Genomic DNA, 17710 nt, shown 5'->3' with positions numbered 1-17710 from the left:
CATTTGCTGTCGGTAATCTGATTAACACATCAACCGTAGCATATCTTAGGGGTCATGGGATTCAGATTAGTGATAAAAAATCACAGATTTAACCCCTGACACGCCAACTGAAAAGCAATAAACCACATCACGCCTCCGACCAACAGATTAATCACCCGCTGCGAGGTCGAACGGTTTAGCCACGGTGATAACCATGCAGCTAATAGCGCCAAGGCAAAAAACCAAGTAACAGAGGCGCTTACGGCGCCAAATGCAAACCAAGGCCGGACATCAGGTAAGAGTTGCCCCCCCAAACTCCCCAGCACCACAAAGGTATCCAGATAAACATGTGGATTAAGCCAAGTCACCGCCAATAGCGTCACGATGATGCGCCAGCGCCCCTGTGTACCGGCGACAGCAGAGGATGAGGTATTCTCCCCCCGCCAGGCTGCTAGCAGTGCTCCCCAGCCATACCACAGCAGGAAAACCACACCACCCCAAGTCACCAGAGCCAGCAACAGTGGTGAGCGGCTTAATAAAGCACTGCCGCCAAAAATACCAGCACAAATCAAGATGATGTCACTGAGCGCACAAAGCCCAGCACTCATTAAATGATGCTGCCGCTTAATTCCCTGATTCATCACAAACGCATTTTGTGGCCCCAAAGGCAAAATCATGGCGGCGCTAAGAGCAAAACCTTGTAAAAACACAGCTAACATACTGTTACCTTTAAATAATCATCAGAATTCACTGAGAAAAGAGGAAAGCAATTAGCAGCATATTACGGGGAGAAAATCATCAGAGGAAATTGATATTTCTTATCAACTATAAGTAAAGCTAATGGCGATTAAATGGGTATCGAGGATAAACGGGAAAATAAGAAAAAACGGGCCGATAGCAGCCCGTATTAACATCATTCACTGCTTTTATGCTGACGGAGTCGATTCTGCAGTGGCGACCTGATGCAAATGCACATCCATCTGCGGGTAAGGAATGCCAATTTTATTGGCATCCAACGCACGTTTGAAGTTTTCCATCAAATCCCAATATACGTCCATTGCATCGCCGTTGGTAGTCCAGACTCGCACAGTGAAGTTTAGTGAGGACGCTGCCATTTCATTGAGGCGTACGGTCACGCCTTTGTCATGCATAATACGTGAATCAGCGGCAATGATATCGCCCAGAACTTTCTTCACCACATCAATATCAGCATCATAAGCTACGCCAATAACCATATCAGTACGACGGTTCGGTTCACGGCTAGTATTGATGATATTGTTGGCAATGATTTTGCCATTTGGCACTACGATGATCTTATCGTCTACGGTGCGCAGCGTGGTTGAAAAAATCTGTACCTGTACCACGGTACCAGCGACACCACCCAGATCGACATATTCACCCGCTTTAAACGGACGGAAGGCCACCAGTAGTACACCAGCGGCAAAGTTGGACAGTGAGCCTTGCAACGCCAAACCGACGGCTAAACCGGCAGCACCGATAACGGCAATCACCGAGGCAGTTTGTACTCCAAGACGGCCCAGTACAGCAACGATAGTGAAGGCCAGAATGCTGTAACGCACCATTGCTGCCAGAAAATCTGCCACCGTGACATCAATGCCCCGTAGCTTCATTACCCGGCCAAGCATCCGTGAGACCACTTTGGCAATAATTGAACCGACAATCAGGATTAGCAGCGCCGCAACAAGATTGACAGCATATTGAATCAGCAAATCCTGATTATTAATAAACCAGCTACTGGCTTCATTGATACTATCAACTACGTTTAACTCTTCCATTTAAACCATCCTACAAAAAAGTCCCCATGACTGGAGAAAATTACACATAAAATAACAATAAGTCGTAGGTTAGTTTAGCGAACAATCTGGCGAGGGTAACGAATAATATTTTATATCATGATAATTAATAGGGGATTAACGGTAGTATCCCCAAGGCATGAAAACAAAAAAGCCAATTCAAAAATAAATTTGAATATGGCTAACCACTGAATTTCCCGTGTTATTCAGATATCAACAACTGAGCAATAACAGACTGAAGTTTATTCCGGCGCCGTCGATGTTACTGAATGTAAATGTACATCCATCTGCGGATAAGGAATGCCAATATTATTGGCATCCAATGCACGTTTGAAATTTTCCATCAGATCCCAGTAAACCGGCATAGCATCCACATTGGCCGTCCAAACTCTGACAGTGAAATTAAGTGATGAAGCTGCCATTTCATGTAATCTAACAATAACGCCACGCTGATGTATAATTCGAACATCTGCAGAGATAATATCTCCCAGCACTTTTTTCACCAGATCTATATCTGCATTATAGGCTACTCCAATCATCATATCGGTACGACGATTAGGCTCCCTGCTGATATTAATTATATTATTGGCGATTATTTTACTATTTGGCACGACTATAATTTTATCATCGGGAGCACGCAATGTTGTCGATAGTATTTGTACTTGAACAACTGTCCCGGCAGCACCGCCCAGATCGACTTGTTCTCCTGCCTTTAATGGCCGGAATGTCACTAATAATACCCCGGCAGCAAGGTTGGAGAGTGATCCCTGCAAAGCGAGTGCGACCGCTAAACCTGCGGCACCAATAACAGCAATAACTGAGGTGGTTTGAACACCGAGGCGGCCTAATACTGCAACAAAGGTAAAGACCAGAATACTGTATCGAACAATTGCAGCAATAAAATCAGCAACGGTAGAATCGATACCACGGGCACTCATCATTCTTTGAACTGAATTTGAAACAACTTTTGCGACAATGACACCAATAATCAGAATAAGCAATGCCATCAGAATATTAACTATATATATGATTAATAAATCCTTATTATCCACCAACCAAACTGTCGCTTCATTAATACCGTCAACAACATTCAGCTCTTCCATATAGTTATTCCTCTTAAATCGATAAAAAAAGAAACCATGTAATAGGTTATCTATCTCAGCACGTTAATTATTGCCTTAGCACTTAAAAAGAAGGAATTATAGGATTATTCTTGTTTGTTCCGGTTCATAATTCAAAACAACAGAATAATCATGAATATATGAAATCCATCAACACCTCCTTGTGTTTTATATGTCAATAGCACTTAGAAAGAGAATGATTGAATCATATTTAAAGATGAATATTGTGAATGTGACTTAATCGATGTATCCGATAATAATGTAAAAAGGCCCCAGAGGGGCCTTTAAGCGTATGGCAAAAAACTGAATTACAGTACGTTGATTGCGTTCAGTTCTTTAAATGCCAATTCTAGGCGAGCGATCATGCTTACCTGAGCAGCACGTAACCACACACGTGGGTCGTAATGCTTTTTGTTCGGCTTGTCAGCACCTTCTGGGTTACCCAGTTGGCCTTGCAGATAGCCTTCGTTCTTCTTGTAGTAGTTCAGAATACCTTCCCATGTTGCCCACTGGGTATCGGTGTCGATATTCATTTTCACTACGCCGTAGCTTACTGCTTCTTTGATTTCAGCAGCAGTAGAACCTGAACCGCCGTGGAACACGAAGTTCAGGCTGTTATGCGGCAGATTGTGTTTCTTAGAAACATAATCCTGAGAGTCACGCAGAATCGTTGGGGTCAGTTTCACGTTACCTGGTTTGTAAACACCGTGTACGTTGCCGAAAGAGGCAGCGATGGTGAACCGTGGGCTGATAGCGTTCAGTTTTTCGTACGCATAATCAACGTCTTGTGGTTGAGTATACAGAGAAGATGCGTCCATATGGCTGTTATCCACGCCATCTTCTTCACCACCAGTACAACCCAGTTCGATTTCCAGCGTCATACCGATTTTTGACATACGAGTCAGGTATTTGCTACAGATTTCAATGTTTTCTTCCAGAGACTCTTCGGACAGGTCAATCATGTGAGAAGAGAACAGTGGTTTGCCAGTGGCAGCAAAGTGTTTTTCACCCGCATCCAACAAGCCGTCTAACCATGGCAGCAATTTCTTGGCGCAATGGTCGGTATGCAGAATAACAGGAACACCGTAATGCTCAGCCATCTGATGTACATGGTGTGCGCCAGAGATAGCGCCCAGAATTGCAGCACCTTGTGGCACGTCAGTCTTCACGCCTTTACCTGCGATGAATGCTGCACCACCGTTAGAGAACTGAACGATAACGGGTGCGCCCACTTTGGCTGCTGTTTCCAGCACTGCGTTGATAGAGTCGGTGCCGACACAGTTAACCGCAGGCAGAGCAAATTTGTTTTCTTTTGCTACTGCGAAGACTTTCTGTACGTCATCACCTGTGATGACACCTGGTTTTACGAAATCAAAAATTTTAGACATGTAAGTTGTCCTGTTTCGTCGACTGAAGATAGCAGCTATCCGGGAGGATAGGCCCTAAATGTAAATCGGTTTTTACACTACTCACGCCAGCAGGCGGTGAGTTAAAAGCGAAACGGGCGGCTTTCGCCCCCCGTTATCTAAATTACTGCTTAGCGCGCTCTTCCAGCATCACAACCGCTGGCAGTTTTTTCCCTTCTACGAACTCAAGGAAAGCGCCGCCGCCGGTAGAGATGTAAGAGATTTGGTCAGCAATGCCGAACAAGTCGATTGCTGCCAGAGTGTCACCGCCGCCTGCGATAGAGAATGCTTCGCTCTCTGCGATGGCGCGCGCCACAATCTCGGTCCCTTTACGGAAGTTAGGGAACTCGAACACACCAACCGGGCCATTCCACAGAATGGTTTTGGCGTTTTTCAGGATCTCAGCCAGACGTTCCGCAGACTCGTCGCCCAGATCCAGAATTTGCTCGTCATCTTTGATTTGGTTAGCTGGTTTCAGTGTCGCAGTGGCTGTTTCAGAGAACTCGGTAGCAACACGAACATCGGTAGGAACTGGGATATTGCAAGTTTCCAGCAGGCGTTTAGCTTCTGGAATCAGGTCTGCTTCATACAGAGATTTACCTACGTTGTTGCCTTGCGCGGCAACAAAGGTATTGGCGATACCGCCACCGACAATCAGCTGGTCTGCAATTTTAGACAGTGAACCCAGTACAGTCAGTTTGGTCGAAACTTTAGAACCACCAACGATGGCGACCATTGGACGCGCTGGGTTACCCAGTGCTTTACCTAATGCTTCCAACTCGGCAGACAACAGCGGGCCGGCACAGGCGATAGGCGCAAATTTACCCACACCGTGAGTAGAAGCCTGAGCACGGTGAGCTGTACCAAAAGCATCCATCACATACACATCACACAGTGCGGCATATTTCTTGGACAGAGTTTCGTCGTCTTTCTTTTCGCCTTTGTTAAAGCGAACGTTTTCCAGAACAACCAACTCGCCAGCTGCAATTTCAATGCCATCCAGATAATCTTTCGCCAGACGTACCGGAGCAGACAATTTGTCTTTCAGGTAGTTAACGACTGGCAGCAAGGAGAACTCTTCGTTGTACTCGCCTTCGGTCGGGCGACCCAAGTGAGAAGTAACCATTACTTTAGCGCCTTGCTTCAGTGCTGCCTCAATTGTCGGCAGAGATGCACGGATACGCGCATCTGAAGTCACTTTGCCCTCTTTTACCGGAACATTGAGGTCCGCACGGATCAGCACGCGTTTGCCAGCCAGATCCAGATCGGTCATCTTAATTACAGACATGGTGAATCCTCTTGTTGATTCTCTTTAAAGTTGCATAAGCTGCACACCAACCGTTGATGAAACCGCAATAAATCACGGAAAAACAATGTGTTAGCATGCCATACTAGAAACCACTTCTGGCCATCGCCAATGTCGTATCCAACATTCTATTGGCGAAACCCCATTCGTTATCGCACCATACCAGCGTCTTAATTAGGTGCTGCCCACTCACCCGCGTCTGGGTGCAATCAACAATCGCACTGTGCGGATCATGGTTAAAATCGGTCGACACCAATGGTAATTCCGTATAGTCAACTATACCACGAAATGAACCTCTTGCTGCCTTTTGCAAAAGCTGGTTAACCTCAGCCACGCCAACCGGGCTTGTCACGCTGACACTTAAATCGATCGCGGTGACGTTGATGGTTGGTACCCGCACCGAGATTGCTTCAAACCTGTCGCAAAACTTCGGAAATATGCGGGTAATCCCTGCCGCCAGTTTAGTATCAACCGGAATAATTGACTGACTGGCTGCCCGGGTACGGCGTAAATCCTGATGATAAGCATCAATAACGGGCTGGTCATTCATTGATGAATGAATGGTGGTGACAGTGCCGGACTCGATGCCATAAGCCACATCCAACAACTGAATAATAGGAATAATACAGTTCGTGGTACAGGAAGCGTTGGAAACAATTCGATGCTCTGCCTGTAAATCTTGATGATTAACACCATAAACCACTGTAGCGTCTAAATCATGGCCACCGGGATGGGCAAACAGTACCTTTTTGGCACCGGAGGTTAAATGCACCTCACCATCAGCACGGCTACCATACACGCCGCTACAATCCAGAACGACATCAATTCCTAACTCACCCCAGGGTAACTGCCCAATTTCTGGCTGATGTATCAGCCGGATAATATCGTCCCCGACGTATAATTTGTCGCATTCCTGACGAACATCCCAAGCAAATCGCCCATGGCTAGAGTCATACTTCAACAGATGGGCCATTCCTTCTGCATTAGCCAACTCATTAATAGCAACGACTGAAATCTCTGCCCGGCGACCTGATTCATACAATGCGCGTAAAACGCTACGGCCAATTCGGCCAAAGCCATTTATCGCTATACGGATTGTCATGTTACTTCCTGTTTCTGGTTATTATCATGCAACCCCATAGCGTACTTCAGCGCACCCTAAGATGTTAATCGTCTTATCACAATTCAGCCAGAATACATCCGGCTTTTTCCTCAGCGAAATGTGCTGAAATAGAAATTGAATTATGACTGAAACGCTTCAGCCAGAATAAACCAAACTAATCATAAAAGGAATATATCCCTGATAAAGGGCACAATTCATCCATCAATTGGCGAAAAAAAAGACTGCCGAAGCAGTCTTTTAACAGGTGTATTACCGGGATTATCATCACCATTTACACCCGACTATAGCTTCTTACGTAAAGCTACAGCATGTGTTGGTCACGTTGTGGCTTATTTCAACAACGCTTGAGCTTTTGCCACCACATTTTCTACGGTGAACCCAAACTCTTTGAACAGCAATTCCGCAGGAGCAGATTCACCGAAGGTGGTCATGCCCACAACCGCGCCATTCAGGCCAACATATTTGTACCAATAATCAGCAATACCCGCTTCTACCGCAACGCGAGCGCTCACTGCAGATGGCAATACAGATTCACGGTAAGCCGCGTCTTGCTTGTCGAATGCATCAGTTGATGGCATAGAGACAACACGAACTTTACGACCTGCGGCAGTCAGTTGGTCTGCAGCTGCAACCGCCAGTTCTACTTCAGAACCGGTCGCAATAAAGATCAATTCTGGCTGGCCTGCACAATCTTTCAGCACGTAAGCGCCTTTAGAAATGTTGGCTAACTGTTCAGCAGTACGTGGCTGTTGTGCCAGATTCTGACGGGAGAAGATCAGGGCACTTGGGCCGTCTTTACGTTCCAACGCGTACTGCCACGCTACCGCAGACTCAACTTGGTCACATGGACGCCAAGTGCTCATATTTGGTGTGACGCGCAGGCTCGCCATCTGCTCAACTGGCTGATGGGTTGGGCCGTCTTCGCCCAGACCGATTGAGTCATGAGTGTAAACAAAGATGCTGCGGATTTTCATCAGTGCAGCCATGCGTACTGCGTTACGGGCATATTCCACAAACATCAGGAAGGTTGCACCGTAAGGAATAAAACCACCGTGCAATGCGATACCGTTCATGATGGCAGACATACCAAATTCACGGACACCGTAGTGAATGTAGTTACCTGCCAGATCATCGCTCAGTGATTTAGAGCCAGACCAGATAGTCAAGTTACTGGGTGCCAAGTCAGCAGAGCCACCCAAGAATTCTGGCAAGACTTTACCGAAAGCCTCCAGCGCATTTTGTGATGCTTTACGGCTAGCAATCTTGGCTGGGTTGGCTTGTAACTCTTCGATGAATTTCTTGGATTCAGCTGCCCAGTTAGCTGGCAGCTCACCACTCACGCGGCGTTTGAATTCAGCAGCCAGTTCTGGATGTGCTTTAGCATAAGCGGCGAACTTCTCGTTCCAAGCGGCTTCTTTAGCCTTGCCTGCTTCTTTGGCATCCCACGCAGCATAAATATCTTGTGGAATTTCAAACGCTGGGTATTTCCAGCCTAATGCTTCACGAGTTGCTGCAACTTCATCAGCACCTAATGGTGCGCCATGAGAGTCATGAGTACCGGCTTTTTTCGGCGAACCAAAACCAATAATGGTTTTGCACATCAGCAATGATGGTTTGTCGGTAACTCTGCGGGCTTCTTCGATAGCGGCTTTGATAGCATCAGCGTTATGGCCATCAACACCACGAACAACATGCCAACCGTATGCTTCGAAACGGGCAGCGGTATCATCAGTAAACCACCCCTCAACGTGACCGTCGATGGAGATACCATTGTCATCATAGAAAGCGGTCAGTTTACCCAGCTTCATGGTACCCGCCAGAGAGCACACCTCGTGGGAGATACCTTCCATCATGCAGCCGTCACCCATAAAGGCATAGGTGCGGTGATTGACAATATCAAAACCTGGACGGTTAAACTGCGCGCCCAAAGTACGTTCTGCAATGGCAAAACCTACTGCGTTAGCAATGCCCTGACCCAATGGGCCAGTGGTTGTTTCTACGCCTGCGGTATAACCATATTCAGGGTGACCTGGCGTTTTAGAGTGCAACTGGCGGAAGTTTTTCAGTTCTTCCATTGGCAGATCATAGCCAGTGAGGTGCAGCAAGCTATAGATCAACATGGAGCCGTGACCATTCGACAAGACGAAACGGTCGCGATCTGCCCAGTGTGGATTGGTCGGATTATGGTTCAGGTAATCACGCCACAGAACTTCGGCAATATCTGCCATGCCCATAGGGGCGCCGGGGTGGCCGGAATTCGCTTTTTGCACGGCGTCCATGCTTAGTGCGCGGATCGCGTTGGCAAGCTCTTTACGAGAGGACATGTTTTACTCCAGGTCGGATTAAAAAAAGCGTTCAAGTTTACCATTTTCTCAGACTCAGCATTGAAACGGCAATCACTAAAACCAAATGAGCTATAACTTCCATATTAATGGCTAATGGAATCTGCTGATTTTCAGACAAAAGCTATAGCTGTAACGCCCAAGGCGCGTTAACCTCGCTGCGTTTTTAGCCGCAGATGAGCGAGTTAAACTCACGCTGGGCCACAAGTGCTCGTTTTTGCAAACAAACCAGTATAAATCCTACGTTGCAACAACGATTTCGGGCAAGACCTATTGCCGACAGAGTAGAACAACCGCAGGCGTTTCAACAGCTATTAATGCAATAGTTGAGGAGAATGTAATAGTGGTTTTAAGCCCTAGCCATGAATAGATAACAGCAATTAATACGTTGTCGTCACAGGTCGAACGACCCTATCCCATGATAAAAATCGCATAACCACAGGATGAAAGTGTTATGAAAATTCGTACTTCCATGATTGCACTGAGCCTCACAGCCTTACTGAGTGGCTGCCAAAACATGAATACTGATGGCTTGATGCAATCTGGTGCGCAAGCATTTCAGGCGGCAACACTGAGTGATGCTGATGTAAAAAACCTCAGTGAGAAATCTTGCGCGGAAATGGATCAAAAAGCTCAAATAGCCTCCGCAGATAGTGCCTACGGTCAACGTTTGGCAAAAATCTCAGCGGCCTTAGGTGACAATATCAATGGTACGCCAGCCAACTATAAAGTTTACGTCACAAAAGATGTCAATGCGTGGGCAATGGCCAATGGCTGCATCCGTGTCTATAGCGGCCTAATGGATATGATGACAGATAATGAAGTGGAAGGGGTGCTCGGCCATGAAATGGGCCATGTGGCATTAGGTCACACCCGTAAAGCGATGCAAGTAGCCTATGGGACTACCGCCCTACGCACTGCCGCTGCATCCGCAGGTGGCGTTGCAGGCCAACTTTCGCAATCTCAGTTGGCTGATATTGGTGAGAAATTGGTAAATGCTCAATTCTCCCAGAAGCAAGAGAGCGAAGCGGATGACTACTCATTCGATTTACTGAAAAAACAGGGCATTGATCCAAACGGCTTGGTCACCAGCTTCGAAAAACTGGCGACTATGGAAGCAGGACGCTCCAGTAGCATGTTCGATGATCATCCATCCTCACAAGCTCGGGCCGACCATATCCGTCAGCGCATTGCCAGTGGCCAGTAAACTTCATTAGTATTGATTCACTGTGCCTGCTCAGTGCAGGCATTTTCATTTCCCTGCTTCACTCACTTTCAGCGACATCAACCTGAATCTGTCCGGTGTCTACGCGTACTGGGTAGGTTTGCAAATCGCGATCACCTGGCTCTCGCAAACACTTGCCTGTTCGCACATCAAACACCGCACCATGCAATAAGCATTCAATAGTGCCCTCATCAAAAAAACCGGGGCTGAGTAACGCATTAGCATGAGGACAAACATCATCCATCGCAAAATATTCACCATCAATAATATAAATTCCAATACGTTTATCGCCGACACTCGCTGAAAAAGGCGAATCCGGTTTAACATACGATGCTTTGCATACGTTGACCCACCCCATAGAAACACTCCCCACATGCAGCATGCCAAAATTGAACTCACTACTATGAGTGTGTGCCAAATTCAGCTAATCGCCAGCGGTGGCATAAACAAAAAGGGCAAACCGAAGTTTGCCCTTTTATTGATATTGAGTCAGACGCTAAGGGTTACTCATCTTCAAGATAAGTGTAACCGTACAAGCCAGATTCGAACTCTTCCATAAACTGGGCTTGCAGCTCAGTATCCAGATCCGTTTCTTTCACTTGATCATGGAACTGTTTCAGCAGTTTCTCTGGGTTCAGTTGAACATATTCCAGCATATCCGCGACGGTATCGCCTTCGTCTGTCTGTTCAAACTCAACAGTGCCATCAGGGAAGACATACACATCTACTGCGGCGGTATCACCGAATAAGTTGTGCATGTTGCCCAAGATTTCCTGATAAGCCCCAACCATAAAGAAGCCCAAAAGTGGCGGATTTTCTGCATCGTACGGCGGCATTGGCATAGTGGTTGCCACCCCATCACCATCAATATAATGGTCAATGGTGCCATCGGAATCACAAGTGATATCCAGCAAGACGGCGCGACGCTCTGGTGGCTTATCTAACCCTTCCAGTGGCAAGACCGGGAAGAGTTGGTCGATACCCCATGCATCCGGCATTGACTGGAACAGCGAGAAATTGACATACAGCTTATCAGCCATACGTTCTTGCAGCTCATCAATGATTGGCCGGTGTGCACGATTGCTTGGATCCAGTTGCTTTTGAATCTCATTACAAATGCTCAAATACAGTTCTTCAGCCCAAGCGCGTTGGGTCAGTTCCAACATGCCATGAGCATATTGAGTATGAACATCGTGCAAATCCATCTGGCTATCATGCAGCCATTCGCGTAGCGAGCGACGATTTTCTGGCTCTTGCATTTCCAGCCAAGTATCCCACAGGCTTTCCAGCGCACGTGGCGCATCAGTAGCGGGTGGTTGAGGTTCAGTGAATTCGTTACGTTCCACCCCAATCACGTTGGAAACCAGCACCGTATGGTGCGCGGTGACTGCGCGGCCCGATTCCGTAATGACGGTTGGATGCGGTAAACCGTGCTCATTACAAGCATCACCAATCCCCCAGATAACGTTGTTGGCATATTCATTCAAGCCATAGTTAACTGAGCAATCGGATTGTGAGCGTGTCCCTTCGTAATCCACACCTAAACCACCGCCCACATCGAAACACTGAATATTGACACCCAGTTTATGCAGTTCCACATAGAAACGGGCAGATTCACGCACACCGGTGGAAATATCACGAATGTTCGAGAGCTGTGAACCCAAATGGAAATGCAATAATTGCAGACTTTCGAGGCTGTTAGCTTCACGCAGCATATCAACTAGCTGCAATACTTGAGTGGCTGATAAACCAAATTTGGATTTTTCGCCACCACTGGCCTGCCATTTACCAGAACCTTGTGACGCCAGACGTGCGCGAACCCCCAAGCGTGGTACAACATTCAAACGCTCGGCCTCTTCCAGTACCATTTTGATTTCTGACATCTTTTCGATGACCAGATAAACCTTGTGGCCCAGTTTTTCGCCGATCAACGCCAGACGGATATATTCACGGTCTTTATAACCATTACAAACGATAACTGAGCGAGTCATACCGGCATGCGCTAGAACGGCCATCATTTCCGCTTTAGAGCCCGCCTCCAACCCTAACGGCTCACCAGAATTAACTAATGACTCAATAACCCGCCGATGTTGGTTAACTTTAATGGGATAAACTAAAAAGTAATCACCTTCATAACCAAACGACTCACGCGCACGTTTAAACGCACCATTAATTGAGCGCAGACGGTGTTGCAAAATTTGCGGGAAACAGAATAACGCTGGCAAGCGCTGCCCGCGATCCTTCTGCATATCTTTGACCAGTTGCGCCAGATCGACACGTGCCTCACGGACATCCGGATCAGGGCAAACACTGATATGACCCAGTTCATTGATGTCATAATAGTAGTTACCCCAATGGGCGACGTTATACGTGCTCAGCATCTTGCTGGCATTACGATCATTCATGGCAACCTCCTGCATGGAGCGTAAAGAAATATGTGCGCCCGCAGCTGACGGACGGTCAATCAAGTTATCATCAGACATAATTCGCCTCTATTGCGATACTGACGATAAAGTCAGCTACTATCGCAGCTACAACCAGCAAGGACAACCCGCGTGAATGCCAAAATGGCAGGATATTGCGCTGAAAAGCGCACTCCACAAGCAGTTATCACTCAGCTATTCATTACCCAAACAGGGTAAAACACGTTTAAATGAAGAATACGTTGGACTGTAAATACGTATTGAGATTTTGTGAATCAGATTAGCCGCAAAGTCGCCAGGCCAGCCAGATTCAGTGCTTCAGGCAGTAATTAACCCGCCCGCGAATCCTGAGTTGCACCCATGTGGGTATAACATCGGGTTGATGGCGTACAAGAAAGGAAGGTTGCAAGGGGAGATTGAACGTCAGAACGACGTAGCTGTTGATGTGCAGCAACCAGTAGACAACGGATCATTAATCCAACCACCTCCACGCAAGCCGCTCATGATGAACGGACAAGACTTAATAGAATAGACAATTTAGGTAACAGTTCGATGACGCTGCCGTATCAGTGTTTACCTGCGATCCTGGCCCATTGTTGATGGCCCCATCACTCAGCGCAAAACACCGAAAACCTCACAATGAGCGAATGTCATCTTCTGCCATCTTCATCATTGCATATCAAATAAGCTGCGCGCGCAGTTTATACCTATAACGCGGGCAAAATGCAAAATGAAAATGACCCGTAACTGTATCAAGCGGTAAATAAATCAAGCGACAACCAAAGTGAGAAATATCTTGATGCAAAAAGGGCTGGCATTAATGGGGAAAGCTGACCTAAAATAGACGTCCAGATGTTAATACATCCATACATTTTAATTGCTAGAATGCCTCTTGTGCCATAAACACATCAGGTTTCTTAATATAGATAGACTGCTAAAGGCTTTGCCTAAAGGGGCATTGTAAAGCGCAATGCAGCAATAACCTGCTCAGACTTGGGTTTCTGTTGCCTGGCTTCAATGCTATGCAGTGACTTTTCACTTGTATTCAAGGTAAAGAAAATAATGGCTAAACACCTATTTACGTCAGAATCCGTTTCTGAAGGGCATCCTGATAAAATCGCGGACCAAATTTCAGATGCGGTACTTGACGCAATTCTTGAACAAGACCCAAAAGCACGTGTTGCCTGCGAGACCTATGTCAAAACGGGTATGGTATTGGTTGGTGGCGAAGTCACCACTAACGCATGGGTTGATATCGAAGAGATCACCCGTCGTACCGTGCGCGAAATCGGTTATGTAAATTCTGAGATGGGTTTTGATGCGAACTCTTGTGCTGTGTTGAGCGCAATTGGTAAGCAGTCTCCTGACATCAACCAAGGTGTTGACCGTGCAGACCCACGGGAACAAGGTGCGGGTGACCAAGGTTTGATGTTCGGTTACGCCACCAACGAAACCAGCGTGTTAATGCCTGCGCCTATTACTTATGCTCACCGTTTGGTTGAACGTCAGGCTAAAGTGCGTAAAAACGGGACATTGCCATGGTTGCGCCCGGATGCCAAAAGTCAGGTGACTTTCCAGTATGACGACGGAAAAATTGTTGGTATCGACGCGGTAGTGCTGTCAACTCAGCACTCAGAAGATATCAATCAGAAAGATTTACATGAAGCGGTAATGGAAGAAATCATCAAGCCGGTTCTGCCTGCTGAGTGGATTACTGCATCGACCAAATACTTTATTAACCCAACTGGTCGTTTTGTTATCGGCGGCCCAATGGGTGACTGTGGTCTGACAGGCCGTAAAATTATCGTTGATACATACGGCGGTATGGCTCGTCATGGTGGCGGTGCATTCTCAGGTAAAGATCCATCCAAAGTTGACCGTTCAGCCGCCTATGCTGCTCGTTATGTTGCCAAGAATATTGTCGCCGCAGGGCTGGCGGATCGTTGTGAGATTCAAGTGTCTTACGCCATCGGCGTGGCAGAGCCAACCTCCATCATGGTGGAAGCATTTGGTACTGAGAAGATCCCAGCAGATCAACTCACTGCGCTGGTACGTGAATTCTTCGATCTGCGTCCATATGGTTTAATTGAAATGCTGGATCTGCTGCACCCGATCTATCGCGAAACCGCAGCCTATGGTCACTTTGGTCGTGAAAACTTCCCTTGGGAAAAAACCGACAAAGCCGCACTGTTGCGTGATGCTGCTGGCCTGAAATAAGTTTTCGCACCACCATTAAACGTGCAAAAACCCCGCTCTGCGGGGTTTTTTTATCACTCACATAGTTGATGAGTTACGTTAGCGATATCGACGATAGCGCTCAATCGCACTGAATATTCCCATCCCTGTCAGCATTGCTGCGACAAAGATAATGCCTTTGAACATCCCTGCCCCCACTAACACCAAGGCCGGCCCTGGGCATATCCCCGCCAGTCCCCAACCGATACCGAACAGTAAACTCCCCGAGATTAACCGCCTATCAATATGAGTCGCAGTGGGTAACTGGAGAGGCTGCCCCAGCAAACTGGTTTGACGCTTTTTGGCCCAAGTAAAACCTATGGTTGCCACCCCGACCGCAGCAGCCATCACCAATGCCAGCGAAGGATCCCACAGACCTCCAATATCCAGAAAACCGAGCACTTTCGCCGGATTTGCCATACCCGCAATAATCAAACCTAGCCCAAAAATCAGCCCAGAGACCAATGAGAAAAGTAAATTCATATTCCCTTCCTACGTTAGCCTATCGACTAAGCGAATAAATGGCGAACAAGCCATACAGTGAGAAAGCCGGTAAACATAAAACTGAGTGTTGCTACCAGTGAACGCAATGAAAAACGCGCCAAGCCACAAACGCCATGTCCGCTGGTGCAGCCTGCGCCATAGCGGGTTCCGATCCCCACCAATAATCCTGCCACTATCAAAGTAGGGAAATCAGCCTCAATCTGGATTGCGGGTAGCACGGTGAAAAGTGAATAGATAAAAGGAGAAATAATCAGGCCGATGATGAAAGTGACGCGCCAAGAGATATCCTCGGATTTTGGTGGTAACAAGCCGCCTAAAATGCCACTAATACCGGCAATTCTGCCATTCCAGAGTAATAAGAGGGTCACTGCGATCCCCAATATTGCCCCACCTGCCAGTGCACTATAAGGGGTAAAGTTAGCCCAATCGATAGTCATACGCCCTCCTTCTCTTGCGGGCAGTAAAGCCGATAAAGCACTTCAAGCAGAGCCAGAATGTTATTATCAGCTATTGAATAAAAAATTCGTTTTCCCTCGCGGCGAGTGTTTACCAGCCCATCACTGCGTAGTACACCAAGCTGCTGTGACAGTGTTGGCTGGTGAATACCTAATGCCGCTTCCAATTCACCCACCGCTTTTTCTCCCTGGCTCAGTTGGCATAGCAATAGCAACCGATCCTCATTTGCCAATATGCGTAGCACATCACAAGCTTGCCCGGCCGCTTGCCGCATCAGGTCTACACTGATTTCTTTATCGCCATCCATAAGTATCCCTGACATTTATATTCAATATATATATTTATATTATATATTTTAATATAATGATCAACTAAAAATAGTTCTCTCTGCTGGCTTGCATCTGGATATCTGCCGTTTTATTCTTCCGCAATATGAGTTCACGAAGAATCCCCATCGCGTTACAGCAAGCAGTTATGCGCTGTCTGCGCCATAAATTACAGCTGGCAAACCAGCATCTTGGCACCGACTACCCTGAGCCAAAAATCAACTATCATCAACGTGGCACCAGCGCGGGTAGCGCCTATCTGCAATCCTTTGAAATTCGCCTCAATCCGGTTTTACTGCTGGAAAATCAACAGTCTTTTATTGATGAAGTTGTACCCCATGAGCTGGCGCACTTGCTGGTTTATCGTCAGTTTGGTCGCGTGGCTCCCCACGGTAAAGAGTGGCGTTGGATGATGGAACAAGTACTGCAAGTCCCGGCTAGCCGTACCCATCAGTTTGAAGTCGCCTCTGTGCGTAGCAAAACCTTTAATTATCAATGCAAGTGTCAGCAACACGCTCTGACTATTCGTCGCCACAATAAAGTGCAACGCGGTGAGAGTGAATACCGTTGCCGTCATTGTGGTGAAAAACTACAGTTCGTGGTCGTGAAAAGCTGTTAGATATTAATGTTATTTGTTATAAAACAGCATGTTAACTTGCCATTTATTGCCATTGTCTATAACCTGCCTGCTTTTCATTATCGGGCTGTTTTGAGACATGTTACGCAAACTTCTATTCCTGCTGGTTTTATCCTCCCCACTATTTACCCCCACAAGCTACAGCCAGAGCATCAATAACTTTTCCCAAGCCAAGGCCGTCGCCGCAAAAATTAATCGCGATGCACCCGGTAGCTTTTATTGTGGATGCAAGATTAACTGGCAAGGTAAAAAAGGCATACCCGATCTAAAGAGTTGCGGCTATCAACCGAGAAAAAATGCACAACGTGCGGCACGGATTGAATGGGAACATGTGGTTCCGGCTTGGCAATTTGGCCACCAGCGTCAATGCTGGCAACAAGGCGGGCGCAAGAATTGCGCTAAAGATCCCGTCTATCGCCAGATAGAGACTGACTTGCATAATCTGCAACCCGCTATTGGTGAAGTAAATGGTGATCGCAATAACTTCATGTATTCCCAATGGAATGGTGGCAATGGTCAATATGGCCAATGTGATATGAAAGTCGATTTCAAAAATAAGCAGGCAGAACCTCCAGCACGTGCGCGTGGGGCTATAGCACGGACTTATTTTTATATGCGCGATCAATATCAATTGCGTCTGTCCAAGCAGCAAAGCAAGCTATTTGAAATCTGGGATCGCCAGTACCCAGTCACTCGTTGGGAATGCCAACGCGATGAACGAGTAGCAAAAGCGCAAGGGAATCATAACCCTTATGTACAACAGGCTTGCCAGCAGCAAAAAGGCTAATCTAGTATACTGGTCAATATTTTCGT

17 protein-coding genes are annotated in these 17710 nt (G+C 46.9%); 4 read left to right on the top strand and 13 right to left on the bottom strand.

Annotation, left to right across the window (positions count from 1 at the left end; genetic code table 11):
• Positions 1-80 precede the first annotated feature (80 nt).
• The 7 genes from argO to tkt form a co-directional block, all read right to left on the bottom strand.
• Positions 81-698, bottom strand: coding sequence for an arginine exporter ArgO (gene argO, locus HUZ92_RS02300; RefSeq protein ID WP_050097987.1), 618 nt, complete (start codon positions 696-698; stop codon positions 81-83).
• Between the two features lie 207 nt (positions 699-905).
• Complete coding sequence (gene mscS, locus HUZ92_RS02295; protein WP_050097986.1) at positions 906-1775, bottom strand: small-conductance mechanosensitive channel MscS; 870 nt, start codon at positions 1773-1775, stop codon at positions 906-908.
• 260 nt (positions 1776-2035) lie between these two features.
• Entirely contained in the window at positions 2036-2896 is an 861-nt protein-coding gene (gene mscS, locus HUZ92_RS02290; protein WP_145579860.1) for a small-conductance mechanosensitive channel MscS, read from the bottom strand.
• Between the two features lie 326 nt (positions 2897-3222).
• A complete protein-coding gene (gene fbaA / locus HUZ92_RS02285) occupies positions 3223-4302 on the bottom strand; it encodes a class II fructose-bisphosphate aldolase (RefSeq protein ID WP_050097984.1) in 1080 nt (359 codons plus the stop codon).
• 142 nt (positions 4303-4444) lie between these two features.
• Complete coding sequence (pgk, locus tag HUZ92_RS02280) at positions 4445-5608, bottom strand: phosphoglycerate kinase (RefSeq protein ID WP_050140243.1); 1164 nt, start codon at positions 5606-5608, stop codon at positions 4445-4447.
• A 103-nt stretch (positions 5609-5711) separates the two neighbouring features.
• Positions 5712-6728, bottom strand: a complete 1017-nt coding sequence (epd, locus tag HUZ92_RS02275; RefSeq protein ID WP_050097982.1) for an erythrose-4-phosphate dehydrogenase — start codon at positions 6726-6728, stop codon at positions 5712-5714.
• Between the two features lie 350 nt (positions 6729-7078).
• Positions 7079-9073, bottom strand: a complete 1995-nt coding sequence (gene tkt, locus HUZ92_RS02270; protein ID WP_145579859.1) for a transketolase — start codon at positions 9071-9073, stop codon at positions 7079-7081.
• 472 nt (positions 9074-9545) lie between these two features.
• Here tkt and loiP point away from each other — a divergent pair, with 472 nt between their 5' ends.
• Positions 9546-10298, top strand: coding sequence for a metalloprotease LoiP (loiP, locus tag HUZ92_RS02265; RefSeq protein WP_050097980.1), 753 nt, complete (start codon positions 9546-9548; stop codon positions 10296-10298).
• 58 nt (positions 10299-10356) lie between these two features.
• Here the strand turns inward: loiP and HUZ92_RS02260 are convergent, their stop codons facing one another.
• From HUZ92_RS02260 to HUZ92_RS02250, 3 genes are all read right to left on the bottom strand, one after another.
• Positions 10357-10674 (bottom strand): non-heme iron oxygenase ferredoxin subunit, encoded by a 318-nt coding sequence (locus HUZ92_RS02260; protein ID WP_050097979.1) that lies wholly within the window; start codon positions 10672-10674, stop codon positions 10357-10359.
• A 145-nt stretch (positions 10675-10819) separates the two neighbouring features.
• A complete protein-coding gene (gene speA, locus HUZ92_RS02255; RefSeq protein ID WP_050097978.1) occupies positions 10820-12799 on the bottom strand; it encodes a biosynthetic arginine decarboxylase in 1980 nt (659 codons plus the stop codon).
• 269 nt (positions 12800-13068) lie between these two features.
• Positions 13069-13212, bottom strand: coding sequence for a hypothetical protein (locus HUZ92_RS02250; RefSeq protein WP_155409025.1), 144 nt, complete (start codon positions 13210-13212; stop codon positions 13069-13071).
• Between the two features lie 589 nt (positions 13213-13801).
• Between HUZ92_RS02250 and metK the strand changes: the two genes are divergently transcribed.
• On the top strand, positions 13802-14956 hold the full coding sequence (gene metK, locus HUZ92_RS02245) for a methionine adenosyltransferase (protein ID WP_050097976.1): 1155 nt from the start codon (positions 13802-13804) through the stop codon (positions 14954-14956).
• 78 nt (positions 14957-15034) lie between these two features.
• Here the strand turns inward: metK and HUZ92_RS02240 are convergent, their stop codons facing one another.
• The 3 genes from HUZ92_RS02240 to HUZ92_RS02230 are packed head-to-tail and all read right to left on the bottom strand — an operon-like array spanning position 15035 to position 16241.
• Positions 15035-15457, bottom strand: coding sequence for a DUF6691 family protein (locus tag HUZ92_RS02240; RefSeq protein ID WP_050097975.1), 423 nt, complete (start codon positions 15455-15457; stop codon positions 15035-15037).
• 26 nt (positions 15458-15483) lie between these two features.
• On the bottom strand, positions 15484-15915 hold the full coding sequence (locus HUZ92_RS02235; RefSeq protein ID WP_145579858.1) for a YeeE/YedE family protein: 432 nt from the start codon (positions 15913-15915) through the stop codon (positions 15484-15486).
• Positions 15912-16241 carry an ArsR/SmtB family transcription factor gene (locus HUZ92_RS02230; protein ID WP_050097973.1) on the bottom strand — a complete coding sequence of 110 codons (330 nt, stop codon included), beginning with the start codon at positions 16239-16241 and terminating at the stop codon, positions 15912-15914. The genes HUZ92_RS02235 and HUZ92_RS02230 overlap by 4 nt, the downstream gene beginning before the upstream one ends.
• A gap of 125 nt (positions 16242-16366) precedes the next feature.
• Between HUZ92_RS02230 and HUZ92_RS02225 the strand changes: the two genes are divergently transcribed.
• Entirely contained in the window at positions 16367-16879 is a 513-nt protein-coding gene (locus HUZ92_RS02225; RefSeq protein WP_050097972.1) for a SprT family zinc-dependent metalloprotease, read from the top strand.
• 97 nt (positions 16880-16976) lie between these two features.
• On the top strand, positions 16977-17684 hold the full coding sequence (endA, locus tag HUZ92_RS02220) for a deoxyribonuclease I (RefSeq protein WP_050140239.1): 708 nt from the start codon (positions 16977-16979) through the stop codon (positions 17682-17684).
• Positions 17685-17710 lie beyond the last annotated feature (26 nt).

It is taken from the genome of Yersinia vastinensis, from assembly GCF_902726565.1.
Lineage (GTDB): Bacteria > Pseudomonadota > Gammaproteobacteria > Enterobacterales > Enterobacteriaceae > Yersinia > Yersinia vastinensis.
The sequence above is the reverse complement of the archived record's forward strand: the minus strand, read 5'-3'. Positions and strand labels throughout refer to the sequence as shown.